General features: G+C 36.2%; 12 protein-coding genes and 3 pseudogenes. All 15 read left to right on the plus strand.

What is annotated here, in order from left to right:
* The first annotated feature begins 73 nt into the window (after window positions 1-73).
* The 15 genes and pseudogenes from tagU to pgtP all read left to right on the plus strand — a co-directional run bounded on the left by tagU (window position 74) and on the right by pgtP (window position 18096).
* On the plus strand, window positions 74-988 hold the full coding sequence (gene tagU, locus DN392_RS09145; RefSeq protein WP_000727076.1) for a polyisoprenyl-teichoic acid--peptidoglycan teichoic acid transferase TagU: 915 nt from the start codon (window positions 74-76) through the stop codon (window positions 986-988).
* A gap of 98 nt (window positions 989-1086) precedes the next feature.
* A complete protein-coding gene (locus tag DN392_RS09150) occupies window positions 1087-1905 on the plus strand; it encodes an SGNH/GDSL hydrolase family protein (protein WP_001034196.1) in 819 nt (272 codons plus the stop codon).
* Between the two features lie 90 nt (window positions 1906-1995).
* The gene (gene galE, locus DN392_RS09155) at window positions 1996-2988 is read left to right on the plus strand and encodes a UDP-glucose 4-epimerase GalE (protein WP_001084639.1); all 993 of its coding nucleotides are present in this window, start codon (window positions 1996-1998) and stop codon (window positions 2986-2988) included.
* Between the two features lie 92 nt (window positions 2989-3080).
* Window positions 3081-4446 (plus strand): annotated as a pseudogene (locus tag DN392_RS09160) (phospho-sugar mutase); the annotation flags it as partial.
* A gap of 166 nt (window positions 4447-4612) precedes the next feature.
* Window positions 4613-5292 (plus strand): annotated as a pseudogene (locus DN392_RS09165) (IS3 family transposase); the annotation flags it as partial.
* A gap of 191 nt (window positions 5293-5483) precedes the next feature.
* Window positions 5484-6911 carry a hypothetical protein gene (locus tag DN392_RS09170; RefSeq protein ID WP_001061357.1) on the plus strand — a complete coding sequence of 476 codons (1428 nt, stop codon included), beginning with the start codon at window positions 5484-5486 and terminating at the stop codon, window positions 6909-6911.
* 240 nt (window positions 6912-7151) lie between these two features.
* A pseudogene (locus DN392_RS09175) lies at window positions 7152-7491 on the plus strand (IS3-like element ISBth8 family transposase); the annotation flags it as partial.
* Window positions 7492-7623: 132 nt separating this feature from the next.
* The gene (locus DN392_RS09180; RefSeq protein WP_001042648.1) at window positions 7624-9570 is read left to right on the plus strand and encodes a BglG family transcription antiterminator; all 1947 of its coding nucleotides are present in this window, start codon (window positions 7624-7626) and stop codon (window positions 9568-9570) included.
* Window positions 9571-9713: 143 nt separating this feature from the next.
* Complete coding sequence (locus DN392_RS09185) at window positions 9714-11666, plus strand: PTS fructose transporter subunit IIABC (RefSeq protein ID WP_000865784.1); 1953 nt, start codon at window positions 9714-9716, stop codon at window positions 11664-11666.
* 17 nt (window positions 11667-11683) lie between these two features.
* Entirely contained in the window at window positions 11684-12628 is a 945-nt protein-coding gene (gene manA / locus DN392_RS09190) for a mannose-6-phosphate isomerase, class I (protein ID WP_064057292.1), read from the plus strand.
* 121 nt (window positions 12629-12749) lie between these two features.
* Window positions 12750-13421, plus strand: a complete 672-nt coding sequence (locus DN392_RS09195; protein WP_000699565.1) for a response regulator transcription factor — start codon at window positions 12750-12752, stop codon at window positions 13419-13421.
* An 11-nt stretch (window positions 13422-13432) separates the two neighbouring features.
* Window positions 13433-14863, plus strand: coding sequence for a HAMP domain-containing sensor histidine kinase (locus DN392_RS09200; RefSeq protein WP_064057294.1), 1431 nt, complete (start codon window positions 13433-13435; stop codon window positions 14861-14863).
* Between the two features lie 66 nt (window positions 14864-14929).
* Window positions 14930-15712: a DUF3919 family protein gene (locus DN392_RS09205; RefSeq protein ID WP_048566692.1), complete on the plus strand. Its 783-nt coding sequence runs from the start codon at window positions 14930-14932 to the stop codon at window positions 15710-15712.
* Window positions 15709-16743 carry an ABC transporter substrate-binding protein gene (locus tag DN392_RS09210; protein WP_064057295.1) on the plus strand — a complete coding sequence of 345 codons (1035 nt, stop codon included), beginning with the start codon at window positions 15709-15711 and terminating at the stop codon, window positions 16741-16743. The genes DN392_RS09205 and DN392_RS09210 overlap by 4 nt, the downstream gene beginning before the upstream one ends.
* Before the next feature lie 18 nt (window positions 16744-16761).
* A complete protein-coding gene (gene pgtP / locus DN392_RS09215; protein WP_048566690.1) occupies window positions 16762-18096 on the plus strand; it encodes an MFS transporter in 1335 nt (444 codons plus the stop codon).
* Window positions 18097-18112: the final 16 nt, after the last annotated feature.

An 18112-nucleotide genomic window follows, 5' to 3' on the forward strand; every position in this document is an offset into this window, starting at 1 on the left:
TAGTATTATTGCTATAATATAATGAAGAAGTCTTAGTATTTTATTTGTAATTATAAGCAAAGAGGGTATAAGAATGAAAAAGAAAATTTTATTTTGGATTCTCGGTATAGTAGGAGTACTCGTTATTGGTGGCGGAGCGTATGCTTATCATGTGTATTCTAATGTAACGAACACATTAGATGCAGTTCACAAGCCATTAGACCGTGATAAATCGGATAAACGTTCAGAAAAAGTTGATGTGTCTGATAAAAAGCCTATTTCTATTTTAATGATGGGTGTAGATCAAGAAGATAATGGAACAGGTAGATCAGATTCACTTATGTTATTTACTTTAAATCCAAAAACAAAATCTATGAAAATTACAAGTATTCCACGTGATTCTTATACAGAAATTGTTGGTAAAGGTAAAAAGGATAAAATCAACCACGCTTATGCTTTCGGTGGAATTGATATGGCTGTAAAAACAGTAGAGAATTTTCTAAACGTACCGGTTGATCATTACATTGAAGTAAACATGGCTGGATTTAGAGATATTGTAGATGCTGTTGGAGGTATTGATGTAAATAACGATTTGGAGTTTACATCGAGGGATCAACATTTTGCTAAAGGTAATATCCATTTAAATGGTGAAACAGCCCTAAAATATACTCGTATGCGTTATGAAGATCCACGCGGTGACTTCGGTCGCCAAATGCGTCAACGTCAAGTCATCCAAGCTGTAATTAAAAAAGGTGCAAGTGTATCTTCTCTAGCAAGTTATGGTGATGTGTTAAAAGCGATTGAGAAAAATGTTAAAACAAGTTTAACTCAGGATCAAATGTTTGAAATTCAAAAGAACTATAAAGATTGCATGGAGAATAGTGAAGAAATCCAAATTCCAGGCGATGGCCATAAAGCCGCTGATGGTATTTGGTACTACTATGTTCCAGATGCAGCGAAACAAGATATTACGAATAAGCTAAGAGCGCATCTTGAAGTGACTAAGTAATATGTAATAACCCAACTCCTTTGGTAGGAGTTGGGTTTATTTTTGCATGGATTTATATTAGTATTATATATTGTGAGATTAATAGATGAGGTGAATCGATGAATAAGAAAGCAGTACTTGTACTAGTTATTTTTGTATTGTTTGTTGCTTCGGTTGTGAGCGGTAAATTGTACTGGAATAAGAAGGTTGCGAATGCGACAGGGCAGACGAGTGAAGTAACGAAAATGAAGTCTGAAGTGAAAGATAGTGGAGCGAAGAACACAGAGAAAAAACAAGATGTGGAGTCATCTTTTAATGAAGCATATGCGAAGAATTTACCAGATGCAGTGAAAGAGAAGTTAAAAAAAGCTGCTGAGGATAAGAAGGCAGTAAATCTTGTTATTGTTGGTGATGAAGCTTCTTCATCTGAAAAAGATGCTTGGGCAGCTAAGTTAACGGATAATTTAGAAACTGCTTACGGTAAAGGGTTATGGAATGTGACAGTAAAGGAATATAAGGGTGAAAGCACAGACGAGTTAATCGCAAATAAGCGTGATAAAGAGATTGCGAAAGATAATCCAGATGTGATTTTATTCGAACCACCATTTATTACTGACAATGGTAAAACTGGTAATGGAAACTCTGTTGCGAGTACACAGAAGTTTGTTCAAGCACTTTCTACTAGTGCGAAGGGTGCTACGATTATGATTCAACCACCAAACCCAGTGTATGGTGCGAAGAATTATCCGAAGGCAATTGAGGCGTTAAAGCAATTTGCGACGCAAAATGGTTATACATATGTAGATCATTGGGGAGTATGGCCTGATGCAGCAACGAAGTCTATCCTGCCATATTTAACAGAAGAATTCGGCTTCCCAAGTGCTAAAGGCCACGAAGTTTGGGCACAATATGTAACGGATTATTTCGTTGCTAAGTAATAAAGGTACACAAAAGGTATACGAGCAATCGTATACCTTTTATAATTAAGAGAGTGAATAAGAAATCCTAATATATGTGGGAGGACGACAATGAACTCAATTCTAATCTGCGGCGGAGCTGGTTATATCGGTTCTCACGCTGTGAAAAAATTAGTAGACGAAGGTTTATCTGTAGTAGTAGTAGATAACTTACAAACTGGTCATGAGGATGCAATTACGGAAGGTGCGAAGTTTTATAATGGAGATCTTCGTGATAAAGCATTTTTAAGAGATGTTTTTAAACAAGAGAGTATTGAGGCGGCTATGCATTTCGCAGCTGATTCTTTAGTTGGAGTTAGTATGGAGAAGCCTCTTCAATATTACAATAACAATGTGTATGGTGCACTTTGCTTATTAGAGGTAATGGATGAGTTTAAGGTAGATAAGTTTATTTTCTCTTCTACTGCGGCAACGTATGGTGAGGTAGATGTAGACCTTATTACTGAGGAAACGATGACAAATCCAACGAATACGTATGGAGAGACGAAGTTAGCAATCGAGAAGATGCTTCATTGGTATAGCCAAGCTTCTAATTTACGTTATAAGATTTTCAGATACTTTAACGTGGCTGGTGCAACTTCAAATGGTATTATTGGGGAAGATCACCGTCCAGAGACGCATTTAATTCCTCTTGTGCTGCAAGTGGCGTTAGGGCAACGTGAGAAGATTATGATGTTTGGTGAGGATTATAATACACCAGATGGTACTTGTATCCGTGATTATATTCATGTTGAAGATTTAGTGGCAGCTCACTTCTTAGGGCTTAAAGACCTACAGAACGGCGGAGAGAGTGATTTCTATAATTTAGGGAACGGTAATGGTTTCAGCGTGAAAGAAATCGTTGATGCAGTTCGTGAAGTTACAAATCATGAAATTCCTGCTGAGGTAGCACCGCGCCGTGCGGGAGATCCAGCACGTCTAGTTGCTTCTTCTCAGAAAGCGAAAGCGAAGCTAGGTTGGGATCCTAAGTATGTAAATGTGAAGACAATCATTGAGCATGCTTGGAATTGGCATCAGAAGAAACCTAATGGGTATGAAAAATAGTAAGTTTAAATTTAAATACGAAAATTAAGTTACTACTTTTTAAGGTATATGTTTTAAAGCATACCTTTTTAATTGGAAATTGGGATAATCATATGAATTGGAAACAAGAATATAGTCGCTGGCTTTCATATGCAGAGTTAGATGCAGAATTAAAAGAACAGCTAGAAAACATGAAACAAGATGAGAAGAAAATTGAGGACAGCTTTTATAAAAATTTAGAGTTTGGCACAGGTGGTATGCGTGGTGAACTTGGTGCTGGTACGAAGCGTTTAAACGTATATACAGTTCGTAAAGCAACGCAAGGATTAGCGAAGTTTATTGAAAAATCAGGTGAAGAAGCGCGGTGTTGTTGTAGCATATGATTCTCGTCATAAATTACCTGAGTTCGCAATGGAAGTAGCTGCTACACTTGGTGCACAGGGTATTACAACATATGTGTTTGAAAGCTTACGTCCAGCGCCAGTGCTTTCTTCCGCAGTTCGTCATTTACATATCGTTCTTACGGCAAGCCATAATCCGCCGGAATATAACGGTTATAAAGTATACGGTGAAGATGGTGGGCAGTTGCCTCCAAAAGAAGCTGAGGAGTTAACAGTTGAGGTTGCTAATGTGGAGCAATTAAAAGCTGACGGTTTATTACATATTATTGGACAAGAAGTAGATGATGCATATGCTACAGAATTGAACAATGTCATCATTAATAAAGAAATGGTACAAAATGTTGGGAAAGACTTAAAAATCGTCTTTACACCATTACACGGAACATCAAATATTTCTGTACGCCGTGGTTTAGAAGAAGTTGGATTTACAGATGTAACGGTTGTAAAAGAGAAAGAGTTACCAGATCCGAACTTCTCTACAGTTAAATCACCGAACCCAGAAGAGCATGCAGCGTTTGAGTATGCAATTCGTGACGGTGAGAAGGTAAGCGCAGATGTGTTAATCGCAACGGATCCTGACGCAGACCGCCTTGGCGTAGCAGTTCGTAATTATGATGGTGAGTTCCAAGTATTAACTGGTAACCAAACAGGTGCATTAATGCTTGATTACTTATTATCTCAAAAGAAAGAAAACGGAACACTTCCAGAGAACGGTGTTGTATTAAAAACAATCGTAACGTCTGAAATTGGTCGTACAATCGCGAAAGCATACGGTTTAGATACAGTTGATACGTTAACTGGATTTAAATTTATCGGTGAGAAAATTAAACAGTATGAAGAAAGCGGACAATACGAATTCCAATTCGGTTATGAGGAAAGCTACGGTTATTTAATCCGTCCATTCTGTCGTGATAAAGATGCAGTACAATCTGTTCTATTCGCATGTGAAGTAGCTGCATACTACAAGTCACAAGGAAAAACGTTATACGATGGTCTATTGGAAGTATTTGAGAAGTATGGTTTCTTCCGTGAAGATCTTGTATCGTTAACGCTAAAAGGTAAAGATAATTCTTTACAAAATAGTGAACAAAAGTTACTTACTATTAAGGAAGATATTAGAATCGTTTATAATAAATTTATAAGAGTTCGATATGTAGTGGTAGTATCCCCTATAGATAGACAGTAAAAGAAGAGTCCATCTAATATGATGGACTCAATACTGTTTTATCTGGAGGGGATTTTTTATGGCAAGAAAGGGACAATTATTTCAAAAATATACAGAAGAACTAAAACGAGAAGCAGTTCGTCTTCGATTAGAAGACGGAAAATCATTACGAGAAACTCGTGAACAAATGGGTATAAAGAGTGATGCTACAGATTGTAGAGTGGATAAACGTGCTCAATAGGGAGAATCTTTTTAGGGTCAACGTGGTGTTTGGAATCGCAAGAATTTTAATAGTCTAGAAAAATATGCTTATTTGAAGGCGCAGGTTGAGTGTTTAAAAAAGCGCAATCTAAATCTACAGGGGAAAGAATGGTCTTAAAAAAGAACGATTTTCGCTTATCGATTCATTACACCAGATGTATCCGCTCAGATGGCTATTTCAAATCGCGGAAATAGCATAACGTGCAGCGTTTGCGTCAGAAAAGGGATATGTGGCATAAAGAACATATTTTGTCTATTCATCGTCAGCACCTTTACTATGGAGATAAACGCATGACTCGAGCTTTAGCTCGAGAAGGAATGGCAATGACTCATAAACGCGTTCGTCGTCTTATGAGAGAGCTGGATATTCAATCTATCAATGGAAGAAAAGCATCTGGCGTATTTAAAAATCATTTGAATCGAGAGTTTCAGGCTGAACAGCAAAATCAAAAATTCGTAACAGATATTACTTATGTACGGATCGGAGAACAATTCGCCTAAACCAAGCTACAAACTAACTTTTTGTGATGGGACACAAAAGTTAGTTTGTAAGATAAAAATTACTATACACAATTCACATTAGAACATTAATACATATGTTTATCTATGTTTGAGATATAATGGAATAACTTGACGGAAAATCTTACTTTAGTTACAATTTTTCTAGAAAAAGAATTAAGGGGACCAAAATGAACAATCTTATGTCAATAAAAAAAGATAATATTATAGCTGTTGTTCTATTAATTGTGTTATTATCTGTAATTATTGGTATAGTATCCCTATACCCGATAGTTATAGCTGTTTTTTTTGTATTAATTTTTGTGTTGAGTATAATAATATTTATTGCTAGTAAGCCACATCGATTTATTTATTTGTTAATGTTGTATATTGTGCTTCAAAATTCCATCGCAATGTTATTAGCAAAATATATTGGCGGTTCTATACCTCAGCTGTTTATTTTGTTAAAAGACATATTAACGTATGCCGCTTTAGTAATTATGTTTGTCTATAATTTCAAAAAATTTAAAGCTACTTTTGTTGATGTATTAGCATTCATAAGCACAGTATGCCTTGGTATTTACTTAGTTGTTCCTACAGACGCCGCTTTGTTTACTAAGCTTGTACAATTTAGACAGTTAATGTCACCAATAGCTCTTTATTTGTTAGGTAGGTTTTTATTTATTAAAAAAGAAAGAGCAGATGAATTTTTAAAGTTTTTTGTTAAAATCTCGGTAATGGCATGTATTTTTGGTTTTTTAGAAAGGTTTATTTTAGGAGATTCATTTTGGGTGAATATCGGGATAGTAGAATATATGCACAGTAAGGGAATGGGAAACTGGGCGTATGCAGCCGGTGGACTTCCAGGGAACTTTTACACTTTTGATTTTGTAGCGTTTATAGGAACTTCGCTTAGACGTATGGTTTCATTTATAGCAGACCCTACTTTATTCGGACAGTATTTGGTTTTCCCACTTGCTATATTAGTATTTACTCATATGTTCAGTAGAAAGAAAACTATATTTTATTTTGTAATACTTATAATTGCACTACTGCTTTCTTTATCAAAAGGTGGGATGCTATCTTTTGCCATTGTTGTGTTATTTAAAGTGTTTAGAAGTAAATACAGACCATTAGGGTTTGTATTGATGAGCTTTTTAGGAGCAGTATTGGTTGTAATTTTATCAAATGCTGAGAAGTTTTCATCTTTACCTAGTCACTTAAAAGGTCTTACACATAACTTTACCGTAATAGCTGATGATCCTTTTGGTCTTGGTTTGGGGATGGCCGGTAACTTTGCTAATTTATATGCAAGTGGAAACAATGATGAAATTGGTGCTGGTGAAAGTTTCATAGGTATGATAGTCGGGCAATTAGGTTTATTTTCGATACTTATTTTCTTGTTTTTTATTATAATTGTTCATTTTTTTAGGAAGAATAAAAATAAAGATATTTATATAAGGGATTTCTCAAATTTAATGGCTGCTACATTAATCGGGACATTATGTTCCTCAATCATAAGTGAATCTGCCATTAGTTTCATCTCAGCAGGAATTATATTCTTAATGAGTGGAGTATTTGTTACTATTAAGAGTGAATATAAATCAGAAGCGGATTGATGATATTTTTATAATAAAAGTATAAGTTTTATTAAAAAGGGTGGCTTTGATATTATCCCCTATAGGTAGACAGTAAAAAAAGAGTCCATCTGATATGATGGACTCAATACTGTTTTATCTGGAGGGGATTTTTTTATGGCAAGAAAGGGACAATTATTTCAAAAATATACAGAAGAACTAAAATGAGAAGCAGTTCATCTTCGATTAGAAGAAGGAAAATCATTACGAGAAATTCGTGAACAACTGGGTATTCAATCTATCATTCGAAAGAAACGTCCGTTTTATGGAAGAAAAACATCTGTCGTGTTTAAAAATCACTTGAATCGAGAGTTTCAGGCTGAAAAGAAAAATTAAAAATTCGTAACAGATATTACTTATGTACAAATCGGAGAACAATTCGCCTATCTGTCAACTGTGTTTGATCTATACAACAATGAAATCGCTTCCTACAAGGTATATCTAAAAATAATTTGGATTTGGTTTTAACTACATTAGATCAATTAGAAAGAAGGTATTTAACCACTAAAACTAAGCACCTTTTCCATTCCAGGGATTTCAATATACGTTAAAGGCCGTGGCATAATACTCTTTTTTTATGAACAAATTTCAAACAATAAAATCCCCTAATTCAGAAATTCACTAATATGTTATGATAAATGAACTAAGTTAGTAACATATTGGGTACAAAGGATAGAAGAAACAGGTGAAGCAGATGAATAAAAGACAACAGGAAATTTTACAAGTTTTATTGTCTGAGTCTAATGAGTATTTGTTAGTGCAGGAGCTTGCTGATAGGATAGGTTGTTCGGAGAAGACGATTCGTAATGATTTTAAGGTGATTGAGGAATATTTAGAGAAGTACTCAGATGCACTTCTTATTCGGAAACCGGGTTTAGGTGTCTGTTTAGAAATTAAGGATTATGATAAGTCGAGTTTGTTCAATAAATTGTATGCTGTAAAACAGGATGTAAGCTATGAATCAGACGAGGAGAGAGTGTTACAAATAGCGTATAGTTTGTTGATGAATGTTAAGTCAGTTACGGTGCAGGAGCTTGCTGAGCGGTATTTCGTTAATAGAGCTATAGTTAAGAAAGATTTAGATAGAATTGAAAAATGGCTTGAGGAACTGGGATTAGAGTTAATTTTAAAGCAGAGAGTAGGCTTAACGGTAGAAGGCGATGAGAGAAATAAGAGGAAAGCATTAGTTAAACTATCAGATTTAATTCATAATCGGGAGTTAATGAATCAATTTATTAAAGAGCAGTTTTTGTATCATGAAATTGAATTTGTAATGAAAGAATTGAAAGCGTTACAAAAAAGATACGCTATATTCTTTACGGATGATACGTTAGAAAATCTTTTATTACATACGTTAATCATGGTGCGGAGGATGAAGTTAAAACAACCAATTTCAATGTCTACAGATGATTTAAGCATTGTGCGAGAGACGAAAGAGTATGGATGGACATTAGATTTTTTAACAAGGTTAGAGTTTGTATTTACTGTTCATTTTACTGAAGAAGAGATAGCTTATTTAGCCATTCATATTTTAGGTGGGAAATTTCGCTATCAAGATGAATGGAAAAAAAGTAAGCTAAATGTGAGTAGCCCCGTGCTTTCACAAGTTGTATCGCATTTAATAGATCGTATGTCTAAGTTGAATGAAATCGATTTCGATAAGGATACATTTTTAGTAGAGGGATTACAGATGCATTTGTACACGACATTAAATCGTTTGCAATATAATCTTTCTGTCTCGAATCCGATGCTTCATGAAATTAAGCGTATGTATCCGTATATGTTTGATATGTTAATTCATGAGCTGGATGATATTAATACATCATTAAGCTTACAAATCCCTGAGGAAGAAGCAGCCTATCTTACTTTGCATTTTCAGGCGGCAATGGAGCGTTTGAATGATAAAAAGATATCAAAAAATGTGATTATTGTTTGTCATATGGGGATAGGGATGTCGCAATTATTACGGACAAAAATCGAAAGGAAGTTCCGATATGTACATGTGATGGATTGTATCGCAAAGTCCGATTTAGAAGAATACTTAACGAAAAATAAAAAGGTAGAGCTTATTATTTCTACGATAGATCTTCCACAGTTAAAGATCCCCCATTATGTTGTATCTCCGTTATTAGAGCGGAGTGAAGAAAGTAAGTTAGAGGATTTTATGAAGAAATTAGATGAACTACCGTCTAACGGAAGTAAAGACTTTGTTTTATTGAATTACATAACTCCTTTTTTAGTCTTTTTACAACAAGAAGTAGAACATCGCTACGAATTAATTGAAAGAATGGCGAAATCTCTTTATGAAAAGGGATATGTAGAGAAAGAGTATATTGAAAGTGCGATTGCTAGAGATAGAATGTCAGCAACGACAATTGGTGCAGGAGTTGCTATTCCGCACGGAAGTCCTAAGTTAATTAAACAATCCGTAATTGCAGTGGCTACGCTGAAGGAGCCACTGGACTGGGGAGTAGAGAAGGTATCGCTCGTATTTATGTTAGCAGTTAAGAGTGATGGTAAGGAAGTTACGAAACAGTTATTTCATGAGTTGTCTTTTATAAGTGAACAACCTGTTTTTGTGCAGAAGCTTATAAAGGAAAAGAATATAATGAAGTTTTTATCTTATTTAAGATATGAATAGGTAAGGCGAGAAGCCTTACTTTTTTGTTTGCTTTGGAAAAATAATATTTTTCCGGAGGTTACGGTAAAAAAGAAAACTTTTATGAATCAAATATTGGTATATAGTATTTGTAGGCGCTTACATAAGGGTTGAGGAGGATTAAAATGAAAGTACTAGCGATTACATCGTGTCCGAATGGGATTGCCCATACGTATATGGCTGCAGAAAACTTGCAAAAAGCAGCGGATAAATTAGGAATTCAAATGAAAGTTGAAACACAAGGTGGTATAGGTGTTGAAAATGAACTTACTGAGCAAGAAATTCGTGAAGCGGATGGCATCATTATAGCTGCAGATCGTGCTGTAAATAAAGATAGATTCATAGGTAAAAAGTTACTAGTTGTAGGAGTTAAAGATGGTATTCGTAAACCAGAGGAGCTCATTCAAAAAGTAGTAGAGGGTAATGTTCCTGTTTATCATTCAGATGTGAAAGAGGCAAGGGATGACTCACAAGGAAAAAAACAAAATCCTATATACCGTCATTTAATGAATGGTGTATCATTCATGGTTCCTTTCATTGTTGTAGGGGGATTATTAATCGCAATTGCATTAACACTTGGCGGCGAAAAGACTCCTGGTGGTTTAGTAATACCAGAAGGTTCTTTTTGGAAAACAATTGAGCAAATAGGTGGAGCTTCATTTGCATTTATGGTTCCAATTCTAGCTGGTTATATTGCGTATAGTATAGCTGATAAACCTGGACTTGTTCCTGGTATGATCGGCGGATATATTGCAGCAACAGGAAGTTTTTATGGTAGTGAGAGTGGAGCAGGTTTCCTAGGCGGTATTATCGCAGGTTTCTTAGCTGGTTATGTAGCTTTAGGGATTAAAAAGTTAAAAGTGCCAAAAGCGCTTCAACCAATTATGCCGATTATTATTATACCGGTATTTACATCACTTATTGTTGGTTTAGCATTTGTATTTATTATCGGTGCTCCTGTAGCACAAGTATTTGAATCATTAACAGCTTGGTTAGCTGGTATGCAAGGTTCAAGTTCAATTCTTTTAGCATTAATCTTAGGTGCAATGATTTCATTCGATATGGGTGGTCCAGTAAATAAAGTGGCATTCTTATTTGGTTCGGCAATGATCGGAGAAGGCAATTATGAAATTATGGGACCGATTGCAGCAGCAATTTGTATTCCACCAATCGGGATGGGACTTGCTACATTTATAGGAAAGCGAAAATTCCAAGAGTCTGAAAAGGAAATGGGGAAAGCCTCATTTACGATGGGCTTATTCGGTATTACAGAAGGAGCTATTCCTTTTGCAGCGCAGGATCCATTGCGTGTTATTCCGAGCATTATGGCTGGTTCTATGACAGGTGCAGTTATTGCAATGATTGGTAACGTAGGAGATAGAGTAGCACATGGAGGACCGATTGTTGCGGTACTAGGAGCGGTAGATAACGTATTTATGTTCTTTGTTGCCATTATTGCAGGTTCTCTTGTTACGGCATTTATTGTGAATATATTAAAGAAAGATATTTCGACAGCTGAAGAAACACAGGAATTAAAAGAAATGAAAGAAGTGTCAGCAACTAAGGAAGTAACGGAAGTTCAAGAGCAAGTAATAGAAAAGAAAAATGAAAAGATTGAAATTCAGAAGTTAACAGATATAACGAGCCTGGAGTTAATAGATATTAATTTAGCAGGAGAGACACGTGACGATATTATTGATGAAATGATCGGGAAATTAAATGCTGTCGGTGCTTTACATTCTGATTCGGAGTTTAAGCAAGCTATTATGAGTCGCGAAGCAGAGAGTAGTACAGGGATTGGAATGAATATTGCGATTCCTCATGGAAAGTCGGATGCAGTAAAAAAACCGAGTGTTGTATTTGGGATTAAACAATCGGGGGTAGATTGGAAAAGTTTAGACGGAACGGATGCAAAGTTAGTATTTATGATTGCAGTTCCAAAAGAGAGTGAAGGAAATGAACACTTGAAGATTCTTCAAATGCTTTCACGAAAACTTATGGATGATAGTTATAGAGAGAGATTAATATCTGTCCAAACAAAAGAGGAAGCACATAAGTTATTAGATGACATCGTGTAAAATGGAGGATTTTAATCATGACAGAACCGTTATTTTTTGCACCCATTTTTAAAGAAAGAATTTGGGGTGGAACGAAATTAACTTCTTTCGGATATGAAATACCATCAGAACAAACGGGAGAATGTTGGGCTTTTGCTGCACATCAGAATGGACAAAGTGTAGTTAAGAGTGGAAAGTATGAAGGATTATCTTTAGGACAATTGTGGAATAATCATCGAGAGTTATTTGGAAATATGGAGGGGGATCGTTTCCCTCTTCTTACAAAAATTTTAGATGCAAATCGAGACTTATCTGTTCAAGTGCATCCGAATGATGAATATGCACGTATAAATGAAAATGGTGAGCTAGGAAAGACTGAGTGCTGGTATGTCATTGATTGTAAAGAAGGTGCTGAGATTATTTATGGGCATCATGCAAAGTCACAGGATGAACTAGTAGATATGGTTGAACAAGAAGAATGGGACAAGCTACTACAACGTGTAAAAGTGAAGCCGGGTGATTTCTTCTTTGTTCCAAGCGGCACAGTTCATGCGATTGGCGAAGGTATTTTAATATTAGAAACGCAGCAAAACTCTGATACTACTTATCGATTATATGATTATAATAGAAGAGATTCAGAGGGAGAATTGCGTGAACTTCATCTTGAGAAAAGTATGGAAGTAATAGAAACACCATTTGTTTCAAAACAACAAGTTGTGCAATATGAAGAAATAGAAGATTTATATGTAACAAAACTTATTGAGTGCTCTTATTTTTTAGTGGAAAAATGGGTATTAGACGGGGCGGTTAAATTAACACAAAATAGTCCATTTCTTCTCTTAAGTGTAATAGATGGAGAAGGAGAGCTACTACATGGGACTGAAAGATATCAATTTGAGCAAGGAGATCATCTCATATTACCAAGCAATTTTGGGGAATATAGAGTTGTAGGACGTGCTGAATTTATTATTGCGAGCGTGTAAGCGAAAAATATAAGTGGAGAGAGTATCGTCGACAAAATATGTTCGACAATACCCTCTCTTTTTTTATAGGATTTTTGCTATACTAAACTGTACTATAATACGGGATGGAAGGAGGAGAATAATGAAAATACTTGTAGTTGATGATGAATCGAGTATTCGTAATTTGATTCGGATGCAGTTGGAGATGGAAGGATATGAAGTGCTCACGGCGGCTGATGGAAGAGAAGCTTTAGAGAAATGGAATGAAGGACCGGATGTACTGATTTTGGATGTTATGCTTCCAGATACAGATGGGTATGAGTTGCTTCGCTTGTTCCGTGAGAAGAATAGGGATATTCCAGTGCTCATGTTAACTGCAAAGAGTCAGATGAATGATAAATTGCTTGGTCTGCAGCTTGGTGCGGATGATTATGTGACGAAGCCATTTAATTATGCTGAGCTTATTCTTCGGATTAAGAATATGACGCGGCGTGTGAAGAAGGCAGAGGTAACGGTAAGTCATGAAGTAATTGGAGCAGGAGAGATAACGATTTGTCCTAAGGAAAGAAAGGTACATGTTAGTGGACAAGAAATTCAGTTAACGTACAGAGAGTTTAATTTATGTCAGTTGTTTGTTTCCAATCCGCAGCGTGTATTTATGAGAGATGAGTTACTTGAGAAAGTATGGGGGTTTGAGTATATCGGAAATACGAGAGCGGTTGATATTATGGTGCAAAGACTGCGGAAGAAGCTAGGGAATAGCGGGGAATATATTAAGACAATTTATGGCGTTGGCTATAAACTAGATTGTTAAGTGGTGATGGTATGTCTTTAAAAAGGAATATGGTGTTTGGAATAGTGGGACTGTTAATCCCGATTTTTGTTCTTTTGTACGCAGTTGTTTATATTACGTTAGAAAAGAATATGTATCATAACGCGGCAAATTCTTTAGAAAAGTTAAGTGTAGAAGCACAAATTTATACGATGAATTATTTAGAGAAGGAAGCAGAGGTGGAGACACTCGGTCCGAATTCACTTTTAATTGCTTCGTATTTAGCGAAGCGTATGGATGTACGTGTACAGATGATTGGGAAGAATGGAGATGTTGTTGCGGATACGCAAAAGGGAGCACTTCTTCATCGGAACATTGATATTGAGAGCTCTTTGAAGGGGAAGAAGTCTTATGTTTTTGAAGAGGGAGATCCAGCTCCAATTCTTTTGTTTTCAAGCCCAGTTTATTATGGAAACGATGTCATCGGAAGTGTTCGTTTTATAAATGAGTTAACGGGTGAGAAGGAAGTTTTAACAAATGTTGGTTGGACGTTTTTAATGACGTCTCTTTGTCTAGTAGCTGCGGGTATTTTCTTTGCAATTCGTTTGGCGAAGTCTCTTCATAAGCCGATTGATCAGTTAAGACAAATGGCAAGGCGGCTTGCGAATGGGGATTATAAAAGCAAGATTGAGCTAAATGAATATGTGGAAATTGCTCAGCTTTCAGCATCTTTTAATGCGATGGCTGATGGAATTGAACTGCATATTAAGCAATTGAAAGAGGAGAAAGAGAAGCAGAAAGATTTCTTAGACCGCATTACGCATGAGTTAAAAACACCGTTAACGGCGATTATTGGCTATGTGGATTTAATTCCGAAGTTAAAGGCGAAGGAAGATGTAAAAGAGAGCCTGCGATATGTGGCTGTAGAGAGTGAGCGTTTATTATCACTTGTAGAGGAATTACTTAAGTCTTCAAAGTACGGGACGAGTACGTTTGAAGTATCACCTACAGTTGTGAACATAAAGGAATTAGCAGAAGAAGCAGTTTCAATTGTGAAACCTCGCCTGCAGAAATTCGAGATTGAAGTGATAAATGAGTTAACAGATGTACATGTTGTTGCAGATTTCGATAAGACGAAACAGATCTTCCTAAACGTACTTGATAATGCGATAAAATATAGCGATGCTACGCAAATTCGTATGAATGTAATTGTAAATGAACGTGAGGCAAAGGTTTTTGTTCATGATGATGGTATTGGTATAGATGACAGTGTACTTGCAGAGTGGAATGAATCGCCAGAAGGGAAAGTGCTTCCTTCTAGTTACGGGAATGGTTACGGTTTGTATATTTGTCAGGAGATTATGAATAAGCAGGGCGGAAGTATGCGAATTGAGAGTAGTGAAGAAATAGGCACTACAATATTTATTACATTCTTGCTTCCGAGACGGATGGAAGACATAAAAAACTTGAAAGCGGTTAAATGATACATTTATGAAACAATTATGCGGTATTTTCGAAACAACGTTTTTTTATCTTGGAGGTAGGCAGAAATGAAAAGGCTATCATTTCAAATTCTTATGTTTGTCCTTTGTATAATCGTTTCTCTTATTTTGTTCTATGTGATGGAGAAGCAAATATATAATCGAATCACAATAGTGAATGACAAACAAACTGTTTTACAAAGAGTGAATGAATCCCTGCCTACTGAAATGAAAGTTAGGCATGAAAAGTGGGGAGAAATTGTTATAACGGATGAAGTTCGTTTGCATACGATTGTTTCATTCTTTGACCGAATTCAAATAGAACCGAGAGAAGCTAATAATCAAGAACAAGTATTTACTGGAGAAGTAACGTACTTGAATGGACATAAACGTACTTTTGCAGTAGGTGACTTGTTCCAGTACGGGGCTGATATGTACGGAAAGAATGGTACGGACCCAATGATTTCAGCATTTCAAACGTATTTGTTAAGCCTGTATTACACACCAGAACGTATTAGTGATTTTTTTGCGTCAGCACAGGATGTCATAGTACGCCAAGGTGATGTAGAACGTGCGATGAATCTTACGCACATACTTGATTCGATTCGGTACGCAAAGCAAATTACAGATTACGGAGAAATACAGAAATTATTACAATCACAGAATGAACCGATTGCTTATATTACCGCTTATAAAACAGGGAAGCGTATAAAGAATGAGCGAGAAGACATTCTTACTATTTCTGTGTATCCATCGTACTTTGTTGTGCAATATCTCGGCGATAATAACGGGAATGTTATGTATATGAAAAGCTCCCTCGCAAATTTATTTGTAAAGGAGAATGTGTCATGAGAAAGATAGCCTTTTTCTTCTTTTTGCTAGTAATTGGAGGAGCGATGTCTAGTTGCTCTCGAGATACAACCTCTATTAAATATAATAAAAGTGGTCTCCCTGTTTTGGATGATCGTCATCTTGTTGCGTATGTAGCAGCCCGTGAGGAAGTTGGTGAAGCTTTGCTATCATCATTTTGTAAACCACGCGGATGTACGTATGAATTTATTCGTCTTTCGACAGAAGAGCTTCTTCGGAGGGTAGAAGAGGAAGCTGGAAATCCGAAAGCGGATATTATTATTGGCGGTACGGTAGACGCGCATCAAATGATGAAGCAAAAAAATCTATCTATTCCTGTTACGAGTCAGCATGCGAACCGTATTTCAAAAACTGTTAAAGATAAAGACGGTTATTGGTACGGTTATGAAGTGGAGAAGCTGGCAATTGCGATCAATAAAGAGCGGTGGAATGAAGAAATAGCACCGCTCGGACTTCCTTATCCATCAAGGTGGCAAGATTTATTAAATCCAGTATATAAGGGAAAGATTGTAATGCCAGATCCAAATGTCTCAGGAACAGCATATACGTTTTTTCAATCACTTATTGATACTTTAGGTGAAGTGGAAGCGAAGGAATATGTGAAGAACCTTGCAGGGCAAGTTGGTGAAGTAACGGTGAATGGTTACATACCAGTAGAGCTTGTTGCGAGCGGTGAGTATATGATAGGCATCAATTTCATGGGAGATCAGAGAATGCTTCAAAAACGAGGCTTTCCAATTGTAAGTATTGTACCTGAGCAAACAGGGTTATCTGTTAATGCGATTTCGAAACTAAAACGTGCACCGAATGGTATTATTGCGGATTTATTTATTGATTATTGTTTATCAGAAGAAGCGGGTCACATTTTAGAAAAAGTTTCGTTTGGCGTACCAACGATGTTTGCGAAGAACGAGAAAGAAATAGAAGGACAGCCGGTTAGAAGAACGAACCAAAATATATCAAATAGCGGAATAATCGAGATATGGAATAGACAGCGTCTCTCTCAGAAGTGAGAAAAGGAGACAAAATATATGTTTAAATGGCTCAAGCCAGCACCTGCAATTGAGAGATTGCCAGCGGATATGATTGATCGAGTATACAAATTATTACGTATTCGTGTATTGATGGGAATTTCAGTTGGGTATGCTGCTTATTATTTAGTTCGTAGTAACTTTAATTTATCTACTACATATTTAGTAGATGAGTTCGGATTTAGCACGACACAAATTGGATTATTAGGCGCAGTAATGGCTGTTGTTTACGGACTTAGTAAATTCTTTATGGGTAATTTATCGGATAAAGCATTTGCTCAACGATTTATTGCAGTAGGTTTATTTTTATCTGGGCTTGTTAATATTTGTTTCGGTTATGCATCTTCCTTTGGGATGATTTTAACATTACTTGTTCTAAACGGTATTGTACAAGGTATGGGAGCACCACCTTGTAGTATTGTTATGACGAAATGGTTTTCAAAGAAAGAACGTGGCACGAAAACAGGTCTTTGGAATATTTCACATAACGTTGGTGCACTACTTGTTCCACCATTCATTGGAATTGGTGTAGGTATTTTCGGTGAAAGCCATTGGCAAGGCGGCGTATTTATTTTCCCAGCGATAATCGCTATGGTAATTGCAGTTCTAGTATGGATTAATGCGAAGGATACGCCAGAATCTGAAGGTCTTCCGCCAATTGATGAATATCGTAATGACTATGAAGATCTTGAAAAAGCAGATAATGCTAATAAGATGTCACCAAAAGAAATTTTAATGAAATATGTAGTGAAAAATAAATTTGTTTGGTTTTTATGTATTGCGAATGCATTTGTTTACTTAATTCGTTTCGGTGTTATTAACTGGGTACCAATTTACTTAACAACAGTGAAAGGTTTTACAAAAACAGAAGCGCATTTTGCGTATTCAATATTTGAAACAGCAGCGATTCCAAGTTCTTTAATTGTCGGCCTCTTAAGCGATAAATTATTCAAAGGAAAACGTATGCCATTATGTGTTATGAGTATGGCTGGGGTTGTTGTTGGAACAATCGTCTATTGGCAGGCAACTAATATTATTGTTGTGAGTGTTGCAGTTTCTATTATCGGTTGTTTAATTTATGTACCACAGTTCTTAATTGGTTTAAGTGCGATGGAATTAGTACCGAAATTTGCAGTAGGTACGACAGTTGGTATGTGTGGTCTGTTCGGTTATGTTGGAGGAAGTTTCATAGCAAACGCAGCAATTGGTATCATTGTTGATCGTTCTGGCTGGGATGGTTGCTTCATGTTACTGTTAGCAGGTGGCGTATTAGCAACGATATTCTTACTGATTGTTCAAATGGGACATGAGAGAAAAGCTTCTAAAGTTGCGTAATATTTTGTCTGAAAAG

Origin of the sequence: Bacillus sp. BB51/4 (assembly GCF_008368845.1) — a bacterium.
Classification (GTDB): domain Bacteria; phylum Bacillota; class Bacilli; order Bacillales; family Bacillaceae_G; genus Bacillus_A; species Bacillus_A wiedmannii.